Source organism: Undibacterium sp. TJN19 (assembly GCF_049339485.1).
In the GTDB taxonomy this organism is placed as follows: domain Bacteria; phylum Pseudomonadota; class Gammaproteobacteria; order Burkholderiales; family Burkholderiaceae_D; genus Undibacterium.
Window position 1 is genome coordinate 302,367 of the sequence record NZ_JBMPPL010000003.1, and the last position, 18,550, is coordinate 320,916.

The window sequence follows — 18,550 nt, forward strand, 5'->3', positions numbered from 1 at the left end:
GCCAGCTATGGGTGTTTGACTCGTAAACAGCGTTTTTGTGTTTGCTTTATTGCACGGATTGTTTTTGCAGATCGTCTTCAGCATGAAAGGCGCATCGACAGAAATAAGCCCGTTGTATAGCAAAAGCAAGCAGCATTTCTTTTGGGATACTGGACAACAAGGCTATTTTTGATATCTAATCCGGTTCTTCGGAGCGGTGTGTCATTTGTCGATTCATTTCGAAGTTTGCAAAAAGCTATTTAAATGCTTTTCTTGCACGATGATATATCAGGGCTACACTTGATTCAATTTGATTAATCGCAGCGGTTTCGTGGCGAAATTGGATTTTTTTATAAACTCGTGTGATGTTAAGGAGACACGATGACCAAGACAACATTTTTGAATTTTGAACAATCTATTGCGGAACTTGAAACAAAAATAGAAGAATTACGTTTCGTTCAGGATGATTCCGCAGTCGATATCTCGGAAGAGATCGACAGACTGTCGAAGAAAAGTCAGATGTTGACAAAGGATATTTACGCCAAATTAACACCATGGCAAGTTTCCCAGATTTCTCGTCATCCTCAGCGCCCCTACACGCTGGATTACATCAATCAGATATTTACTGATTTTCATGAGTTGCATGGCGACCGCAGTTTTTCCGATGACCAATCCATCGTCGGTGGACTGGCACGGTTTAATGGCCAGGCATGTATGGTCATGGGTCATCAGAAGGGCCGTGATACCAAAGAGCGCGCCATGCGTAATTTTGGCATGCCCAAGCCAGAAGGCTATCGTAAGTCGATGCGTCTGATGAAACTGGCTGAGAAATTCGATATCCCCGTCTTTACTTTTGTTGATACCACGGGTGCCTGGCCAGGTATTGACGCTGAAGAGCGTGGTCAGTCAGAGGCGATTGGCCATAATCTGTATGTGATGGCTGAATTGAAAGTGCCGCTGATCGCCACTATCATCGGTGAAGGCGGTTCTGGTGGTGCTTTGGCTCTGGCTGTGGGCGACGCTGTCCTGATGCTGCAATATGCTACTTATTCCGTGATTTCACCCGAAGGTTGTGCCTCTATTTTGTGGAAAACCTCGGATCGCGCCTCAGATGCTGCTGAAGCATTGGGCTTGACTGCGCACAGGCTGAAAGCCATGGGCCTGATCGACAAAATCATCAATGAGCCTTTGGGTGGCGCGCACCGCGATCCCAAGCAAATGTGTGCATTGGTGAAACGTGCGCTGGCCGATACCTTGCGTCAATTCCAAGGTGTCAAAACCAAGGACTTGCTGTCTGCACGCCATGAAAAATTAATGAGTTATGGCAAGTTTAAGGAAACGAAACTTGCTGAATGATGGCAACTCAGCGATGCCCGGTGCCAGCTTTAGAACAAGGTTTTTCTAAGCAACTTGATGCCATCATAGAGCAATTCTGTGATGGCAATGTGCAAAATGGTGTGGCCGTTGCCTACAGTGGTGGCCTGGATTCTACGGTGTTGCTGGATTTGACGGTGAAATATTGCCGTCAAATTAATATCCCCTTATATGCCTTCCATATTCATCACGGCCTGAGCCCAAACGCCGATGCCTGGCTGGCGCACTGCCAGGCAAGTTGCTATGCTTACGGCGTCGGCTTCTTCCCAGCGCGCATCACGGTTACAACGGATAGCGGCGAAGGGATTGAGGCTTCTGCCAGAAAAGGGCGCTATCAGGCGCTTGGGCAGTTGGCGAAAGACCGCCAGATCAAGCTGATTCTTGCTGCGCATCATCAAGACGATCAGGCAGAAACCTTGCTCTTGCAATTGTTGCGAGGCAGTGGTGTTGCTGGCATGTCCGGTATGGATATCTGTCATCTGGCACCTGATTTGTTTGGTCATGATGAGGTCATGCTGGCGCGCCCCCTGTTGGCTGAGAAGCGAACTACACTGGAAGCCTTCACGGCAAAATATCAGCTATCTTGCATAGAGGATGAATCAAATTTTGATCACCGTTATGTCAGAAACGCGATAAGGCATCAGGTTATGCCGATACTGGAAAAATTATCTCCAGGTTATTCTGAGCGTCTGGGGCGATCAGCATTGCATTTTCAGGCTGCACAAAACTTGCTGACTGAAATGGCAGCGGAGGATCTGGTCGCTTGCAAACTTGGCGAGGGATTGGGTATAGAGCCAATGCGACAGCTTAGCGCTGACCGTATTGATAATTTGTTTCGCTATTGGTTGTCACAGGCAGGTGTTCGGATGCCGACCACTGCCAGATTAAAAGAGATGCAAAGCCAGCTATTTGGCGGGCGTGATGATGCTCGCATTACTGTACATCATGGCAAGCATGCCATTCACCGCTTCAAGAATGCTGTGTTTCTGTCGGATACGGTAAATATGCCTGTTGATCCAGGGTTTTCAATTGAATTTGCCTGGCAAGGGCAGGCACGCATACATTTTCCTGAGTTTGCCGGCACTCTGCATTTTGAGCCCGTTGATGATGGCCTGGAACTTGAGTGGCTGAAGCAGCAGCAGCTATCATTGCACTTGCGCAGAGGTGGCGAGCGCTTAAAACTGGCCGACAACCGGCATACGCGGGATATGAAAAGCCACTACCAGACACTGCAAATTCCGTTCTGGCAGCGCGAGCGTTTGCCTTTTGTGTCTGAGAAGGCAAACCTATTGTTTGCCGCAGGGGTGGGGATGCAAAGCAGTTTTTGCACACATGGCGAAAATGCACGCATTCGCCTGTCATGGTCTTTTGATACTAACTAAAGAATTTATTGGATATTGAAATGCGTCGACAGATAGTTTTAGATACGGAAACGACAGGTCTGAATGCCCGCAATGGCGACAGGATTATCGAGATTGGTGGCGTAGAGCTGGTGAACCGCAAGCTGACGGGAAATAATTTCCATCGCTATATCAATCCCGAACGTGATTCAGAAGAGGGCGCGTTGGCTGTCCATGGATTAACGACCGAGTTTTTAAGTGATAAACCGAAATTTGCTGAAATCGTTGCTGAGTTTTGTGCTTACATCAAAGATGCCGAAGTCATCATCCACAACGCGCCTTTCGATATAGGTTTTCTGAATGCCGAGTTTACCAGACTGAACCTGGCGCCTTTTTCTGAGTTATGTCCCTCGGTGATCGATACGCTGGTGCAGGCAAAAGAATTGCATCCAGGCAAACGAAATTCCCTGGATGCACTTTGCGGCCGCTATGAAATATCAAATTCACATCGCAAGTTGCATGGTGCCTTGCTGGATGCTGAGCTTTTGGCAGATGTGTTTTTGGCAATGTCTCGCGGGCAAAACAGCTTTGAGATCGATGATCATGAAGATGACTTGCCTAAAGTGCAAACGGTCGTGTCCTTTGAAGTTCCTTTGGGCGAAATTTCGGTCCAATTCGCATCCGAAGATGAAATGAAGGAACATGAATTATTGCTGACAGGTTTGGATAAGCAGATCCGTGATAGGTGTATTTGGCGTTCTATCTCTTAAAAAACGATTTAGCGTTATCATTTCCTGAGTATGAAAATTGCCAAAATGAAAATTAAATAATAGCAATTTGTTATTTAAAGTATTAAAAAAACAATCACCTGTTGCTAACGGGTGATTTTTTTTTGAACTTTTTGAAAAAAATCCTAAAGTTTTTATGGTTTTAAACCGTTAGAAGCTTACGGAAATAATTCGAAAATATTTTTAAATATTTCCTAAAGTTTTCGATTTCCTTGCCGTTAATGGTAAAGAGACGATAAAGGAATAGTTAAAATTTTTCTTAAGTCTTTGTTTTTGTTGAAAATTTTTAATTGAGTCTTTTTGCTCAATCTAAAAAATAAAAATCTATTTTCTGTGAAATTTTATTTCGCAGATGTCAAAATTTGCTTGTAGGATAATTTCCTACGGCATGTTCTCGTTTTTTTCTGGATTTAAATACGTACTCCTGCTGATACAGCGCTAAATTTCTAGCCTGCACAATGTATCTCACTGGCAACGCAATTCGTGCCGCTGATTACAGAATGGAGGGTAGGAAGATGACGCAGAACGATATGATGGCTGAGATTCGGGACGCCAACTTGAGTTATTTGATGCTTGCGCAGCAAATGATTCGCGCTGATAAAGCGACCGCTATTTTTCGTTTGGGTATCGGCAAGGAAATTGCAGATCTGATCGAAGGCTTGAATAATGCCCAGATTTTGAAATTGGCTGGTTCCAACATGATGCTGGCGCGTTTCAGGTTTGAAGATAGCTCCATCCTGTGCATGTTGACAAATTACAACAAAGAACGTGCTTTGGCTCATTCACATGCAGCGATCCTGATGGCTGGTCAGGCAGTGGAAGAAATCCATTAATTCGTCAGCATAACTATTGGTTGGATGGAGAAAAATCATGGCAGGCAAAAGCGTAGTAAATGAAGCACACGAAATCCAGTTGGCGATTGAATTGGTCAACCTGGGCGCCAGATTGCAATTGCTGGAATCGGAAACTTCGCTGTCGCGTGAGCGCTTGCTTAAGATTTACAAGGAGTTGAAGGGAGTATCCCCGCCGAAAGGGATGTTGCCATTTTCGACCGACTGGTTCACTACCTGGCAACCGAATATTCACTCCTCCTTGTTTATGAATATTCATAAATATTTGCGTGAGCATGCGGGTGTTGAGGGTATTGATGCGGTCATCAAGGCTTATCGTCTTTATCTGGAGCAAATTGCCGTTCCTGCCGGTGAAGAGCCAGTGCTATCCCTGACGCGTGCCTGGACACTTGTGCGGTTTTTTGAGGGCAGAATGCTAAGCTTTGCAAAATGTTGCAAATGCGGCGGTCATTTTGTTGCGCATAGCCTGGATTTGCATGATGATTATGCATGTGGTTTGTGCCATGTCCCTTCCAGGGCAGGCAAGACAAAAAAAGCCAAAGACGCTGAAGCCACTTTGGAGATGGTCGCTTAAAATTGAGGAGGTGCCTTGGAGGTAGTCCCATCGAAAACCGGCAAAGGCAAATTCCCTACTGAAGCGAAGGCAGTGTCGTCACCAGCTTTTCATGCTTTGCTGGTTCAGCTTGTTGCGCTTTTTGTCTCGTATTCTCTCTATATATTCGATAAATGGTATTTTGGCGGCGTTATCACCCCGTACCTTCTGTTGTTTTTCCACTCCCTTCTGGCTGTCCTGATCTCTGCCATCCGCCGCCTGAGCTGGTGGTGGTGGATTATTCAGTTCATTTTTCCCTTCGCCGTCATTGCTTCTTTAATCTTCCAGCTACGTCCGGCGCTCAGTTTGTCGGTATTTGCCGTCATGGTATTGTTGTTTTGGTCAACCTACCGCACGCAAGTTCCATATTTTCCTTCCAAATCTAGTTTGTTGCCGTGTATTCTTGAACAACTACCAACAAGTCCGTCATTGCGTTTTATTGATGTTGGCAGCGGCTTTGGTGGCTTGTCTGCAAAGCTTTCGAGCGTGAGGCGGGATCAGTATTTTTATGGTGTGGAGATTGCCCCTTTTCCCTGGTTCGTCAGCTGGATAAGAGCAAAATTTGCCGCAGGTAAGTTGCGTTTTTTCCTGCAAGATTATTTGCGTTTGAATCTGGGTGAATTCGATGTGGTTTTTGCTTACTTGTCCCCGGCGGCCATGCCCGGGCTTTGGGATAAGGCGCGGTCGGAAATGCGGACCGGTACTTTGCTGATGAGTTATGAATTTCCGATACCCGGTGTTGAGCCTGATTTAATTATAAAAAGCAAGGCGAATGACCCCGTTCTGTATGTCTGGCGCATATAATGATCATAGTGAAATGTATTCCTGAAGCAATATTTAAACTTTTGTTTGTGCTTTTTGGTATAGGCTCATGATGTGGTGTGGTCGATATTTTGAATTCCTCTCTAAGGAGTAAAGGGTCGTGTTAGTTATTGTCGGCTATATTGTTGTATTAGGCTCCGTTTTTGGTGGCTTTGTCATGTCCGGAGGGCATATTGCGGTATTGTTCCAGCCGCTGGAACTGCTGATGATAGGCGGCGCAGCCGTTGGCGCCTCTCTGGTCGGCAATAATGCCAAAACCTTGAAGGCCACGTTGAAAGCCGCACCTGGCGTGCTTAAAGGCTCTAAATACACCAAGGCCTTATACATGGAGTTGATGACCATGCTCTTTGATGTACTTACAAAGGTACGCAAAGAAGGCTTGATGTCCATTGAAGGTGATATCGAAAAACCTGAAGAAAGCCCGCTGTTCAGCAAGTATCCTGCGATTGTGCATGACCATCACATGATGGAGTTTATCGGGGACTATTTGCGACTGATGGTTTCCGGGAATATGGATGCTTTCCAGATCGAGAACCTGATGGATAATGAATTGGAGACGCATCATCACGAAGGTGCTGTCCCGGCGCATTTTATCGCCAAACTGGGTGATGGCCTGCCAGCGTTTGGTATCGTTGCCGCGGTGATGGGGGTGGTCCATACGATGGAGTCAGTAGGTATTCCACCGGCTGAGCTGGGGATATTGATCGCCCATGCGTTGGTCGGCACGTTCCTGGGTATTTTGCTGGCTTACGGCTTTGTAGGGCCACTGGCTGGTCTGATGGAGCAACAACTGGATGAGTCTTCCAAGACATTCCAGTGCATCAAAGTGACCCTGCTCGCCAGTCTGAACGGCTATGCGCCTGCATTGGCTGTTGAGTTTGGCAGAAAAGTTTTGTATTCCACAGAAAGACCAACCTTCAGCGAATTAGAAGACCACATTAAGCAATCAAAATCTAAATAACAAAAACTCAGGATTGATGATGGCAAGCGAAGAATTAAGACCGATTATCGTCAAACGCATTAAGAAAGTAGCTGGCGGCCATCATGGTGGCGCCTGGAAAATCGCGTACGCCGATTTTGTGACAGCGATGATGGCTTTTTTTCTGTTGATGTGGTTGCTGGGCTCTACCGCCAAGGGTAATTTGAACGGTATTGCCGAATATTTTCAAACCCCTCTGAAAGTGGCAATGGCTGGGGGGGATGGCAGTGGCGACAGCTCCAGCGTTATCAAGGGCGGTGGCAAAGATCTCAGCGCCAGGGATGGTCAAAACCGCAAAGGCGATATTGATTCGCAAAAAAAAACCTATAACCTGCAAGCCGCCGAAGCCGCATTGGCAAAAGTCGATGCTGACCGGTTAAAAGTGTTGAAAGGGAAGATTGAGGCGGCGATTGAATCCAATCCTACTCTAAAGCAATATAAAAAACAGCTGCTGCTGGATATCACCACGGATGGCTTGCGGATACAAATGGTGGATGAGCAAAACAGACCAATGTTTGCCTCAGCTAAAGCTGAGTTGCAGCCCTATACAAGAGAGATATTGCATGAGATCGGCAAGGCATTGAATGATGTGCCAAACCGCATCAGTTTGTCCGGGCATACCGATGCTGCGCCTTATGGCAGTGGTGAACGTGGTTACAGTAACTGGGAATTGTCGGCTGATCGCGCAAATGCATCAAGGCGGGAATTGATTTATGGCGGCATGGATGAAACCAAAGTGCTTCGTGTGGTTGGCCTGTCTTCTTCGGTTTTATTTGACAAGCAAGATCCTTTGAATCCTATCAACCGCAGAATAAGCATTATTGTGATGAACAAGAAAGCAGAAGAGTCTGCTTCTCAGGATGGTGGTTCAATTGAAGTCGCAAACCAATCTGACGCAAGCACAGAAATTTCTGTCAAGCTTGAAAAGTAGTCATGGCGCAGCATCATTAAGTCAAAATGTAGAGATGGGATGCTTAAGATGTCCAAAAAGAAAATGTTGGGTTCTCAGGTTAAGCAGCTTTTATCCGGTGTGTCCGATCACGGCAATGCACATTTGCTCGAAGTCGAAACAGACCTGGCGCAAACGACTATTCTCTTAGGAGAGGCAATCGAAAAACTGGGCGTGAGCTTTATGGCATTGCACGCAGCGATATCGAGTGAGCAGGAAGAAATCAATTTGATTATCAGCTCAGGTGGCGTGTCGGAAGCCAGTGTGGAGCGACTCAGAACAATTCAGGAAGAGATTGCAAAGCATATTAATTCTGCGGTGACCAGTCTGCAATTTCAGGATCTGACCAGTCAATTGATTTCCAGAACGCTACAGCGTTGCGAAGGTTTGCGGGATGTATTGAAAACTTTAGGTGTGCTTGGCGACGATATTGAACACAATGGCGAGGCCGATGAACTGACTGCGGTTTTGCGTGAAACGACTTTGCGTCTTGAAAAACAAAGTGCGGACCTGAAAAATTTGTTGCGAAAAGCAGTGCACCAAAAACATCTGGATAGTGGTGACATTGAGTTATTTTAAGTTTGAAAAAACAAAGGGCAGTTTATGTAAACTGCCTTCAATTTGTATAACGGAGTAGATATGGCCAAGACAATTTTAGCTGTGGATGATTCTGGCTCGTTGAGGCAGATGGTGGCATTTAGTTTGAAGGCCGCAGGGTATCAGGTTATTGAGGCCGTCGATGGCCAGGATGGCCTGGAAAAGGCGCGAAATCAGGTAGTTGACCTGGTTTTGACCGACCAGAATATGCCACGGATGGATGGTCTGACCTTGATTAAATCACTCAGAGGATTGCCTTCTTATCAACGCGTACCTATCCTGATGCTAACGACAGAATCAAGCGATGACATGAAGGCAAAAGGACGTGCAGCGGGTGCAAATGGCTGGCTGGTCAAGCCGTTCGATCCGCAAAAATTAACTGAAGTAGTTAAAAAAGTGATTGGCTAAATAAATAAGCCGCTTGTCTGGGCAAACAAATGTAAATCACGGAGTTTAATAATGACGATTGACATGAGTCAGTTTTTCCAAGTTTTTTTCGACGAGGCGGAAGAGCTTCTTGCCGAGAAGGAAAAATTGTTACTTGCCGTCGATATCTCCTCCCCGGATCCGGAGGATTTGAATGCCATATTCAGGGCCGCGCATTCTATTAAAGGAGGCGCGTCTACCTTTGGTTTAAACGATATGACGGAAGTGACGCATATCCTTGAATCATTGCTTGACAAGATACGCAAGGGAGAGATGGCTTTAACGGCAGAGCATGTTGATGCTTTCCTCATTACAAAAGACATTTTGAAGATGCAGCTCGATGGGCACAGACTGGGCACTCCAGTTGATCAGGATGCGGTTGCGGATGTCAGAATGCTGTTGCAGTCGCTTTCACAAGATGTGGTTGCAGTTGCTGCACCAATTGCCAGTTTTTCCCATAAAAATCTTGATGATGAAAATTTGAATGTCGTCTATAAAACTGCATTCAAAATAGAACTGCCTAAGGTTTCCAAGGAAGATGCTTCTGCCCTCATGTCTGAACTGGGCTTGCTGGGCGCGATTTCCAGGCAGGAAAATACAGGGGAAAATGTAGTTCTGAATCTCAAGACAAATGAGGGGCAGGACGACATTATTTCTATCTGTTCTTTCATACTCAATCCTGATCTCTTGAAGATTTCCGAAATGCAGCTTGCTGATGTGTCGGCTGGCAAGGTTGCCGTTGCTGAAGAAGATCTTGGTTATGGCTTTTTTGAGCCGCTGGACGCCATGTTTCCGCCAGAGGAAAAGAGCCCAGATGCACCGGTTGTAAAAGCTGCTCCTGAAGTCGTGGAGCCAGAAAAGTTGACAGCGCAAACCGAGAAGAAAACTGCCGCAAAGAAGGAAGTTGAAAAAGTAAACAATTCGCAAGAATCTTCGACGATACGGGTTGGTATCGAGAAGGTGGATCAGTTGATTAATCTGATCGGCGAACTGGTGATTACCCAGGCCATGCTGGAGCAACGCACGCAAGAGCTTGACCCTATCGCCAATGAACGCTTGCTCAGCAGTGTCGGGCATCTGACACGTAACACCAGGGATTTGCAGGAAGCCGTCATGTCGATTCGCATGATGCCCATGGATTATGTGTTTTCCCGTTTTCCGCGCATGGTGCGAGATCTGGCGACTAAACTGGGCAAGAAAGTTGAATTCGTCACTTATGGTGCGTCGACGGAATTGGATAAGGGGCTTATCGAACGCATTGTCGATCCTCTCACGCATCTGGTCAGAAATAGTATTGATCATGGTATAGAAATGCCCGCTACAAGGGTGCAAGCCGGGAAAAATGATACAGGTAAGCTGTCATTGTCGGCGGTGCACCAGGGGGGCAATATCGTCATTGAGGTCAGTGACGATGGCGGCGGCTTGCACAGAGATAAAATTCTTGCCAAAGCAAGGCAGAATGGGCTGATCGTTTCTGATTCCATGACCGATAGTGAAGTCTGGCTGTTGATTTTTGCCCCGGGGTTTTCTACTGCGGAGACGGTGACAGATGTCTCTGGTCGCGGTGTAGGCATGGATGTGGTTAAACGCAATATCACCGCCATGGGCGGGGTGGTGGACATCCGTTCGGCAAAAGGATATGGCACGACGATTACCATTTCTTTACCTCTGACGCTGGCGATTCTGGATGGCATGTCGATCAAATTTGGCGATGAAATTTACATCTTGCCGCTGGGTTTTGTCATGGAGTCTTTGCAGCCAGCGAAGGCAGATATAAAAGAAGTCAATGGCAAAGGGCGTGTAGTCAAGGTTAGAGATGAGTATTTGCCCTTGGTGCCACTGTATGAATACTTTGATATCAAACCCAAATATACCGACCCCTCGGATGGCATTGTGGTGATCGTTGAGGTGGATGGCAAGAAGGCTGCACTTTTTGTGGATGACCTGGTCGGGCAACAGCAAGTAGTGGTCAAAAATATAGAATCAAATTATAAAAAAGTGCCTGGTATCTCGGGAGCAACAATTCTGGGGGACGGTGGTGTGGCACTTATTCTGGATGTCGCCGCTGTATTGCGTACCGCACGCTGAAAATTGAATTGAAAATTTAAGACGAGGAAAATGAAATGACGCAAATTTCGCATGGTGGTGGAGACAATAGTTCACATATCGATGGTGCAAAATCTGATATTGCTGGACATGAGTTCCTCGCTTTTACTTTAGGTAATGAGGAATACGGCATCGACATCCTTAAAGTACAGGAAATACGGGGTTATGAAGCCGTAACAAGAATCGCCAATGCGCCTGATTTCTTAAAAGGGGTTATTAATCTGCGCGGCATTATTGTTCCTGTAGTGGATATGCGTATCAAGTTTAATTTGGGTACACCTACTTATGATCAATTCACGGTGGTGATTATTTTAAATATAGAAGGACGAATTGTCGGTATGGTAGTTGACAGCGTCTCTGACGTCACTACATTGCTGCCTGAGCAGGTCAGGCCGGCCCCTGAAATGGGGACAACGTTCAGTACCGATTTCCTGATCGGACTTGGTACGCTGGATGACAGGATGTTGATTCTTGTTGATATTGACAAATTAATGTCCAGCCCCGAGATGGGTCTGGTAGATACCGTCGCCTGATTGCGGGGTGGTGTCATGCTGGCCGGCTTACAGGCCTGCTGCGTAGCGGAATGAAGACATAAAAAGCTAATCAAAAAAATAGGAGACGCTATGAATTTAAGGAATTTTAAAATCGGTATCCGTTTGGGGGTGGGATTTGCATTCATTTTAGGCGGCCTGATAACAGTTATTTTGCTGGTCAATGCACTCAGCGGTAGCAATCGTAAAGCCATGGTTGACGGATTGAATCTGGCCAACCAAAAGCAAATCCTGGCGAATAACATGAAAAGTGCCCTGTTTGAGGGTGGTATTGCCATGCGCAATATTGGTATTCAGTCGGATGTCGGCGAGATGCAAAAAGAAGAAGCCAAAGTCAAGGCGCAGAGAAAAAAATATGATGATGCCAAAGAGAAAATTGCTTCACTGGGATTAAGCGAAGAAGAAAAGAAAATCCTCGGTGACATTGCGAAAGTTGATAAGGAAATTGAAAAGCCGTTTAAAGATGCTGTGGGACAGGCTTTGGCATTTAATGCAGAAGGTGCGGTAAAAATAATTTCTTCGGTTATCGACCCGTTGAGTTCAAAGTCGATTATAGAAATGAACAAACTGGTGGATTTGCAGGAAGCTGCGACCAAACAGGTGTTTGAGACATTTGCAGTGGCGGGTGCAAGGCTGACGATGTGGTTGTACGCCATTCTGCTCTCGGCCCTGGCAGTCGGCGTCCTGTTTGCATGGGCAATTACACGCAGCATCACCCAGCCTCTGCAAGAAGCACTGGATTTGTCTGAAACGGTAGCAGAAGGTGATTTGCGTAGCCAGGTGGTGGTGTCAGGTAATGATGAAGTGACCTCTTTGTTGCAGGCACTTAAAAACATGAATGACAATCTGGCGTCCACTGTAGGGCAAGTCAGGTTGGGCACAGAAACCATTACCGTCGCTTCGCAAGAAATTGCCTCAGGCAACGCCGATCTGTCGAGCCGCACCGAATCACAAGCCAGCTCACTGGAAGAGACAGCCAGTTCGATGGAAGAACTGACCAGCACCGTCAGGCAAAATGCGGACAATGCGCGGCAAGCCAATCAACTGGTGGTCTCCGCCTCTAGTGTTGCAGTCAAAGGTGGCGCTGTGGTTGGGCAAGTGGTCAGTACCATGGGCTCCATCAAGGAAAGCTCACGCAAGATTGTCGACATCATCGGCGTGATTGATGGCATTGCTTTCCAGACTAATATTCTGGCATTGAATGCGGCGGTAGAAGCGGCCAGGGCAGGGGAGCAGGGCAGAGGCTTTGCTGTTGTGGCAGCAGAAGTGCGCAACCTGGCTCAGCGTAGCGCCAGTGCGGCCAAAGAAATCAAATCCCTGATCAGTGATTCGGTAGACAAGGTTGATCAGGGTAGCAAGCTCGTGGATGAAGCAGGCAAGACCATGGATGAAATAGTCACCAGTGTTCAGCATGTTGCCGACATCATGAGTGAAATCACAGCGGCCAGTCAGGAACAAAGTTCAGGTATTGAACAAGTCAATCTGGCGATTACGCAGATGGATGAAATGACGCAACAAAATGCAGCCCTGGTTGAGCAGGCAGCGGCAGCGGCTGAGAGTATGGAAGAGCAGGCGATCTCGTTGGCGCAAGCAGTGAGTGTTTTTAAACTGATAACCAGTACCAGTTCGTCGGTAAAGCCGGTTGTAAATAAAGTCAGTAGTCAAGTTGCGACCAGCGCACGACCTCAGGTGAAAGCCTTGCCAAGGGCCGCTTCCAGCGGGGCTTCGGCATCTCGTCCAGCAAAGCATGTGACTGAACAAGGTAAACGCAATGAGGACGACTGGGAGGAGTTTTGAATTTGCAGGAAGCGCGCAGTGAAGCGTGATTGCAAGAGGTTTGCTTCAATGTGCTGCGGTTTGCCCTCAGGATTTTTTGCCTGATCTTTCTTTAAAATTGGTACGGGTGTCGTATCAATGTTGAGATCATATGATGATGAACGTGCGATGCGATGCGATGTTATGTAATACAAGCGATTTTTCCGGAGATTTACACTTGCTTCTGAAAATGATGGTGAGAGTTTGAGAAAGTATTAAATGACGAAATCCATCGAAAAAAATAAGTCAGACACATCAAAAGAGTTTTCTTTTAATGCGCGTGATTTCGATCGCGTCAGGGATTTGATTTATAAAAGAGCAGGCATTTCTCTGGCCGATAGCAAACAGGAGATGGTTTACAGTCGTTTGGCGCGTCGTCTTCGGGCTACAGGTATTCACTCATTTTCGGAATACCTGGACGGACTGGAAAATGAGCAAATTGAATCCGAGTGGGAGGCGTTTACCAATGCGCTGACCACCAACTTAACATCATTTTTCAGGGAAGAGCATCACTTTCCTATCTTGTCAGAGCATATTTCGAAGAGAAGTGACAGCGTCAATATCTGGTGTTCTGCAAGTTCAACAGGCGAAGAGCCCTATTCAATTGCCATTACACTTTGTGAAGCATTTGGAACACTGAGGCCGCCAGCGCACATCATCGCCACAGATATTGATACCAATGTTCTGGAAACAGCGTCGCGGGGCGTATATAACCTGGACCGTATTGAAAAACTGTCAGCGGAGCGGACGCGGAAGTTTTTTTTAAAGGGTAAGGGGGCGCAAGAGGGACTCGTACGTGTCAGGCCAGAGTTGCGCGACCTTATCACGTTCAAACAATTGAACCTGTTGGAAGATAGCTGGCCTTTAAGTGGCGAATTTGATGCTATTTTTTGTCGTAATGTCATGATTTATTTTGACAAGCCAACACAGAGTAAAATTTTAAAGAAATTTGTACCCTTGATGAAATCGGATGGTTTGTTATTTGCAGGCCATTCGGAAAATTTTTTATATGTTTCAGATGATTTCAAGCTGAGAGGGAAAACAGTCTACGAATTGACTAAGTCCCTTGCTTCGGGCACCAGAACGACATTGCGTCATCTGCAAAAAGGGTAATCCATGAGCCAGCTAAGCGAAGAGCATTTTGCAACGAATGTCTATTACGATCGTACTTTCGATTGTGATGCGGCAAAAATTTTGCCTGGTGAATTTTATTTCACGAACAAAGATATGTTGATAGTCACCGTCCTGGGTTCATGTGTTTCTGCATGTATCCGTGATCGTGTGTCGGGAGTCGGTGGGATGAATCACTTCATGTTGCCAGATTCTGGAGGAGATGCAGATAACCCTGTATCTGCATCCATGCGCTATGGCACATATGCCATGGAAGTGTTGATCAATGAACTGCTGAAAGCAGGCGCGAAACGCGAAAACATGGAAGCCAAGGTTTTTGGTGGAGGCAATGTCTTGCGCGGTTTTACGGCAATCAATGTGGGCGAGCGGAATGCCAGATTTGTACTCGATTACCTGCGGGCAGAAAGAATGCGCGTGACTGCTGAGGATTTGAACGATATTTATCCCCGCAAAGTGTACTTCTTCCCAAGAACCGGAAAAGTATTGGTCAAGAAATTGAAAGTGGAACACAACGATACGCTCAGAAGACGCGAGCAAGATTACGCCAGCAGACTGAAAACGACTTCAGTGGGCGGCGAAGTGGATTTGTTCTAGTTATTTTTTAAGCTATCAATGGCAACACTGAACGCGGAGTGTTTTTAATGAAAATAAAAGTTTTAATTGTTGATGACTCTGCGTTGATTCGAAGTGTCATGAGCGAAATCATCAGCAGTCAACCTGATATGGAAGTGGTCGGGGTCGCCCCTGATCCACTGGTAGCGCGCGAGCTGATCAAGCAGACCAATCCCGATGTGTTGACACTTGATGTGGAAATGCCAAAGATGGATGGGCTGGATTTTCTGGAGCGCTTGATGCGCTTGCGGCCCATGCCAGTGATCATGGTGTCGTCACTGACTGAGCGCGGGTCTGAAATTACCATGCGCGCTTTGGAATTGGGTGCGGTTGATTTTGTTACCAAACCCAAATTGTCCATACAAAGCGGCATGCTTGAATATACCGAATTGATTACGGATAAAATCAGAATTGCGTCGAAAGCCAGAGTCAGGGCACGTAGCTTGCCAGCTGCGGACACGACACATGCCAGCGTAGGGGTTTTACCTCAGGTTAGAAATCCATTAACCAGTAGTGAAAAACTGATCATTATTGGCGCATCAACGGGCGGCACTGAGGCCATCAAGAATTTTCTGGTTCAGATGCCGTCTGACTGCCCCGGCATACTCATCACGCAACATATGCCTGAAGGCTTTACCCGTTCTTTTGCCAAGCGACTGGATGGGCTGTGCAAAATTTCTGTTTCAGAGGCAGCCGGAGGCGAGCGGGTGCTGCCAGGCCATGCTTATATCGCGCCAGGGCACTCTCATTTGTTGTTAGGTCGCAGCGGTGCCAACTATGTCACGCAACTGGATCAGGGGCCGGCTGTCAATCGCCATCGCCCATCAGTGGATGTTTTATTCAGGTCTGCTGCAACTTTTGCCGGTAAAAACGCAGTTGGTGTCATACTCACAGGCATGGGGAAAGATGGCGCAGCAGGTATGCTGGAAATGAAAAATGCCGGCGCTTACAATTTTGCCCAAGATGAAGCAAGTTGTGTAGTATTTGGGATGCCACGTGAAGCAATTGCAATTGGTGCCACGCACGAGGTCGGCCCGCTCAATGAGCTGCCTGCCAAAGTCCTGCATTACCTTGCAACACATGGTAGTCGAGCCTTGAGGGTTTGATGCATTAGATAGAATTTAATGTATTACTGCAATTTCAGCACCGTTTTGTTTCAAATTGTCCGATAATGCTAATAACTGTCCTTAAAGAAATAGTGGAGTAATTCATGGCCGATCAAAATCTCAAATTTTTAGTAGTTGACGACTTTTCTACTATGCGTCGCATTGTGCGGAATCTGCTCAAAGAATTGGGTTATTCCAATGTCGATGAAGCCGAAGATGGTGCAATGGGATTGGCAAAGCTTAAGAATGGTGATTTCGATTTCGTCATCTCCGACTGGAATATGCCTAACATGGACGGCCTGACGATGCTTCAGCATATTCGTGCTGATCCAGCTTTGTCGAAAATGCCTGTCCTGATGGTCACGGCTGAGGCAAAAAAGGAAAACATCATTGCTGCCGCACAGGCGGGCGCAAATGGTTATGTGGTTAAACCATTTACGGCTGCAACCTTGGATGAAAAATTGACAAAAATTTTTGAAAAACTGGGTAAGGGTGCGTAAGGCTTTGAGTTTTGAATAGGGGAGGATATGAGTCAGAACATCAATCAAAATACTCAACAAGATGATCTCCTGCACAGAGTAGGCCACATGACCAGGTTGCTGCATGATAGTTTGCGCGGCCTGGGGTTGGATAAGTTGTTAGAGCGCGCGGCAGAAGATATTCCTGACGCGAGGGACAGACTGGACTATGTGGCCAGAATGTCTGAGCAAGCCGCGCAACGGGTATTGAATGCGACGGATATAGCGATTCCCTTACAGGAAACGCTGGATACTGAAGCAAAAAAATTGAGTGTGGCTCTTGCTGCCTCTCAGGCACAATCGCCCCTGCCCGAGCAATATCAGGAAATGACGGCGCAAATGCTGGCATACCTGAAAATGGCAAGCGCAAACAGTATTGAGACCAAGTCTCACCTCATGGATATCATGATGGCGCAGGACTTTCAGGATTTGACCGGGCAAGTGATCAAGAAAGTGACGGCGCTGGCGCAAAATCTGGAACAACAGCTGGTGCAATTACTGATCGACTATTCCCCAGGCGAAGTTAAACGGGAAATTTCAGATGACTTGCTCAATGGCCCTCAAATCAACCCTGAAGGCAATGCAGAAGTTGTAGCAAACCAGGGGCAGGTAGATGATTTGCTGGATAGTCTGGGATTTTAAGCAGTCTCATTCATACTGATTAACATACATAATAGATAAAATGGTCGAAGCAAGCTTCATCGTTAGAGAACCACTACTCGATCCCAAGCAGCGAGTAATAGGATTCCAATTTTCCTGGCAACAACCTGATCAAAATGCTGAATCAAGCACGCAAAGTCTGAATTCCCTGCTGGAATTCGTTGCTGAACAGCTACACGACGATGACAAGGGTTTTTTACTCGGCGATAGCCTGCTTTTTCTCGAAGCGGTCCCCGAGTTGCTACAGGCAGAAGGTCTGAAGCTGCTGCCGGCAAAAAATACAGTCCTGATTTTGCATAAGAAGTATTTTGCTGACCCGGAAACGCTGGAAGCGGTGACGCAGTTGCGTCAGCTCGGCTATGGTATTTGTTTGCGAGGTGCTGAAGTCACTACGCTGGAGCGTGCTTATTTCGCCCAGATTTCTCACCTTGAAGTGAAATTGAACGCAGCAAATTTCGCTTCACAAGCCAAGGTATATGCCACCCTGAAGCAATCATCGGTGCGCATGGTGGCTAGAAACGTTTTGGCCTGGCCAGATTTTGATGCCTGCTCTGCTTTGGGTCTTGATAGTTTTGTTGGCAAATTACATCTGACACCCAGGCCGAGCAGCGCGCCGAAAGCGCTGAATACGGCGCAAACCACCATTCTGCAATTGATGGAAATGGTCAGAAAAAATGCCGATATCCAGCAATTGGAAGCCGTGGTCAAGCGCGACGCTACGTTGGCATATAAATTATTGCGGTACATTAATTCTGCTGGCTTTGGCCTCAGGACTGAAGTTCAGTCATTGAAGCATGCGGTGCAAATGTTAGGCTATAGCCCTTTATATCGCTGGTTGACACTATTGCTGGCGACTGCCAGTTCCAGTGGTTATTCCCCGGTTTTACTGGAAACTGCAATAGTTCGTGGTCGTTTGGCAGAAACTCTCGGACAAAGCAAAATGTCCAAAAGTGAAGCTGAAAACCTGTTTGTCGCTGGTATGTTCTCGTTGCTGGACAGATTGCTGGGCATCCCCATGGAAGAGGTATTGTCGACCATACAATTACCTGAAGTTGTTACCGAAGCACTGATTTCCCGCGGTGGCGTATATGGACCGTTCCTGGCGCTGGCAGAGGCTTGCGAGCTCAACAGCATGCTGGTGGGATCTTTGGCAGAATCTTTGAAGATTACACCATCCGACCTGAATGCCGCGCATATGGCAGCATTGGTCTGGGCAAAAAATGTTGCCTCTGTAGCCTGAGTTGTTTATTTACCATTGAAAAGACAAGCATTTTGCTTGTCTTTTTTTTGTCATTAGTAATGAGAGAGTAAATTTTCAAACAATTTTGAAATAAGGTTAAAAAATGAGCATAGC

General features: G+C 46.6%; 19 protein-coding genes. All 19 read left to right on the forward strand.

All coding sequences use genetic code 11. The features are described from left to right. The first annotated feature begins 360 nt into the window (after positions 1–360). Positions 361–1,335, forward strand: a complete 975-nt coding sequence (locus ACO0LH_RS12740; protein ID WP_422941462.1) for an acetyl-CoA carboxylase carboxyltransferase subunit alpha — start codon at positions 361–363, stop codon at positions 1,333–1,335. Continuing rightward, positions 1,335–2,735, forward strand: coding sequence for a tRNA lysidine(34) synthetase TilS (gene tilS / locus ACO0LH_RS12745; protein ID WP_422941463.1), 1,401 nt, complete (start codon positions 1,335–1,337; stop codon positions 2,733–2,735). The genes ACO0LH_RS12740 and tilS overlap by 1 nt, the downstream gene beginning before the upstream one ends. A 20-nt stretch (positions 2,736–2,755) precedes the next feature. Beyond that, positions 2,756–3,463: a DNA polymerase III subunit epsilon gene (gene dnaQ / locus ACO0LH_RS12750; RefSeq protein WP_422941606.1), complete on the forward strand. Its 708-nt coding sequence runs from the start codon at positions 2,756–2,758 to the stop codon at positions 3,461–3,463. A 533-nt stretch (positions 3,464–3,996) separates the two neighbouring features. Continuing rightward, positions 3,997–4,314 carry a flagellar transcriptional regulator FlhD gene (flhD, locus tag ACO0LH_RS12755; RefSeq protein ID WP_186945507.1) on the forward strand — a complete coding sequence of 106 codons (318 nt, stop codon included), beginning with the start codon at positions 3,997–3,999 and terminating at the stop codon, positions 4,312–4,314. Positions 4,315–4,351: 37 nt separating this feature from the next. Further along, positions 4,352–4,906, forward strand: a complete 555-nt coding sequence (gene flhC / locus ACO0LH_RS12760; protein ID WP_422941464.1) for a flagellar transcriptional regulator FlhC — start codon at positions 4,352–4,354, stop codon at positions 4,904–4,906. A 72-nt stretch (positions 4,907–4,978) separates the two neighbouring features. Beyond that, positions 4,979–5,728, forward strand: a complete 750-nt coding sequence (locus ACO0LH_RS12765; protein WP_422941465.1) for an SAM-dependent methyltransferase — start codon at positions 4,979–4,981, stop codon at positions 5,726–5,728. Between the two features lie 118 nt (positions 5,729–5,846). Further along, positions 5,847–6,707, forward strand: coding sequence for a flagellar motor stator protein MotA (gene motA / locus ACO0LH_RS12770; RefSeq protein ID WP_422941466.1), 861 nt, complete (start codon positions 5,847–5,849; stop codon positions 6,705–6,707). A 19-nt stretch (positions 6,708–6,726) separates the two neighbouring features. Beyond that, entirely contained in the window at positions 6,727–7,656 is a 930-nt protein-coding gene (motB, locus tag ACO0LH_RS12775; protein ID WP_422941467.1) for a flagellar motor protein MotB, read from the forward strand. A 48-nt stretch (positions 7,657–7,704) separates the two neighbouring features. Further along, positions 7,705–8,253: a chemotaxis protein gene (locus ACO0LH_RS12780; protein WP_422941468.1), complete on the forward strand. Its 549-nt coding sequence runs from the start codon at positions 7,705–7,707 to the stop codon at positions 8,251–8,253. Between the two features lie 60 nt (positions 8,254–8,313). Then, complete coding sequence (locus ACO0LH_RS12785; RefSeq protein ID WP_188568472.1) at positions 8,314–8,679, forward strand: response regulator; 366 nt, start codon at positions 8,314–8,316, stop codon at positions 8,677–8,679. A gap of 51 nt (positions 8,680–8,730) precedes the next feature. Further along, positions 8,731–10,785 carry a chemotaxis protein CheA gene (cheA, locus tag ACO0LH_RS12790; RefSeq protein ID WP_422941469.1) on the forward strand — a complete coding sequence of 685 codons (2,055 nt, stop codon included), beginning with the start codon at positions 8,731–8,733 and terminating at the stop codon, positions 10,783–10,785. Positions 10,786–10,820: 35 nt separating this feature from the next. After that, positions 10,821–11,336: a chemotaxis protein CheW gene (locus ACO0LH_RS12795; RefSeq protein WP_422941470.1), complete on the forward strand. Its 516-nt coding sequence runs from the start codon at positions 10,821–10,823 to the stop codon at positions 11,334–11,336. A 90-nt stretch (positions 11,337–11,426) separates the two neighbouring features. Beyond that, on the forward strand, positions 11,427–13,151 hold the full coding sequence (locus tag ACO0LH_RS12800) for a methyl-accepting chemotaxis protein (protein ID WP_422941471.1): 1,725 nt from the start codon (positions 11,427–11,429) through the stop codon (positions 13,149–13,151). A gap of 237 nt (positions 13,152–13,388) precedes the next feature. Continuing rightward, on the forward strand, positions 13,389–14,282 hold the full coding sequence (locus ACO0LH_RS12805; RefSeq protein ID WP_422941472.1) for a CheR family methyltransferase: 894 nt from the start codon (positions 13,389–13,391) through the stop codon (positions 14,280–14,282). Positions 14,283–14,285: 3 nt separating this feature from the next. After that, a complete protein-coding gene (gene cheD, locus ACO0LH_RS12810) occupies positions 14,286–14,894 on the forward strand; it encodes a chemoreceptor glutamine deamidase CheD (RefSeq protein ID WP_422941473.1) in 609 nt (202 codons plus the stop codon). 47 nt (positions 14,895–14,941) lie between these two features. After that, positions 14,942–16,018: a protein-glutamate methylesterase/protein-glutamine glutaminase gene (locus ACO0LH_RS12815; protein ID WP_422941474.1), complete on the forward strand. Its 1,077-nt coding sequence runs from the start codon at positions 14,942–14,944 to the stop codon at positions 16,016–16,018. A 104-nt stretch (positions 16,019–16,122) separates the two neighbouring features. After that, positions 16,123–16,518, forward strand: coding sequence for a chemotaxis response regulator CheY (cheY, locus tag ACO0LH_RS12820; RefSeq protein ID WP_422941475.1), 396 nt, complete (start codon positions 16,123–16,125; stop codon positions 16,516–16,518). Positions 16,519–16,545: 27 nt separating this feature from the next. Further along, the gene (gene cheZ / locus ACO0LH_RS12825) at positions 16,546–17,178 is read left to right on the forward strand and encodes a protein phosphatase CheZ (protein ID WP_422941476.1); all 633 of its coding nucleotides are present in this window, start codon (positions 16,546–16,548) and stop codon (positions 17,176–17,178) included. 40 nt (positions 17,179–17,218) lie between these two features. Next, the gene (locus tag ACO0LH_RS12830; protein WP_422941477.1) at positions 17,219–18,436 is read left to right on the forward strand and encodes an EAL and HDOD domain-containing protein; all 1,218 of its coding nucleotides are present in this window, start codon (positions 17,219–17,221) and stop codon (positions 18,434–18,436) included. The last annotated feature ends 114 nt before the right edge of the window (positions 18,437–18,550 follow it).

What these genes read in the sequence shown, in the direction of transcription:
- ACO0LH_RS12780 (WP_422941468.1), top strand. Translation starts at nt 7,705, where the DNA reads ATGTCCAAAAAGAAAATGTTGGGTTCTCAGGTTAAGCAGCTTTTATCC.
- ACO0LH_RS12785 (WP_188568472.1), top strand. Translation starts at nt 8,314, where the DNA reads ATGGCCAAGACAATTTTAGCTGTGGATGATTCTGGCTCGTTGAGGCAG.
- motB (WP_422941467.1), top strand. Translation starts at nt 6,727, where the DNA reads ATGGCAAGCGAAGAATTAAGACCGATTATCGTCAAACGCATTAAGAAA.
- ACO0LH_RS12830 (WP_422941477.1), top strand. Translation starts at nt 17,219, where the DNA reads ATGGTCGAAGCAAGCTTCATCGTTAGAGAACCACTACTCGATCCCAAG.
- ACO0LH_RS12800 (WP_422941471.1), top strand. Translation starts at nt 11,427, where the DNA reads ATGAATTTAAGGAATTTTAAAATCGGTATCCGTTTGGGGGTGGGATTT.
- cheZ (WP_422941476.1), top strand. Translation starts at nt 16,546, where the DNA reads ATGAGTCAGAACATCAATCAAAATACTCAACAAGATGATCTCCTGCAC.
- cheY (WP_422941475.1), top strand. Translation starts at nt 16,123, where the DNA reads ATGGCCGATCAAAATCTCAAATTTTTAGTAGTTGACGACTTTTCTACT.
- flhD (WP_186945507.1), top strand. Translation starts at nt 3,997, where the DNA reads ATGACGCAGAACGATATGATGGCTGAGATTCGGGACGCCAACTTGAGT.
- ACO0LH_RS12805 (WP_422941472.1), top strand. Translation starts at nt 13,389, where the DNA reads ATGACGAAATCCATCGAAAAAAATAAGTCAGACACATCAAAAGAGTTT.
- flhC (WP_422941464.1), top strand. Translation starts at nt 4,352, where the DNA reads ATGGCAGGCAAAAGCGTAGTAAATGAAGCACACGAAATCCAGTTGGCG.
- ACO0LH_RS12795 (WP_422941470.1), top strand. Translation starts at nt 10,821, where the DNA reads ATGACGCAAATTTCGCATGGTGGTGGAGACAATAGTTCACATATCGAT.
- cheA (WP_422941469.1), top strand. Translation starts at nt 8,731, where the DNA reads ATGACGATTGACATGAGTCAGTTTTTCCAAGTTTTTTTCGACGAGGCG.
- ACO0LH_RS12815 (WP_422941474.1), top strand. Translation starts at nt 14,942, where the DNA reads ATGAAAATAAAAGTTTTAATTGTTGATGACTCTGCGTTGATTCGAAGT.
- cheD (WP_422941473.1), top strand. Translation starts at nt 14,286, where the DNA reads ATGAGCCAGCTAAGCGAAGAGCATTTTGCAACGAATGTCTATTACGAT.
- dnaQ (WP_422941606.1), top strand. Translation starts at nt 2,756, where the DNA reads ATGCGTCGACAGATAGTTTTAGATACGGAAACGACAGGTCTGAATGCC.
- tilS (WP_422941463.1), top strand. Translation starts at nt 1,335, where the DNA reads ATGGCAACTCAGCGATGCCCGGTGCCAGCTTTAGAACAAGGTTTTTCT.
- ACO0LH_RS12740 (WP_422941462.1), top strand. Translation starts at nt 361, where the DNA reads ATGACCAAGACAACATTTTTGAATTTTGAACAATCTATTGCGGAACTT.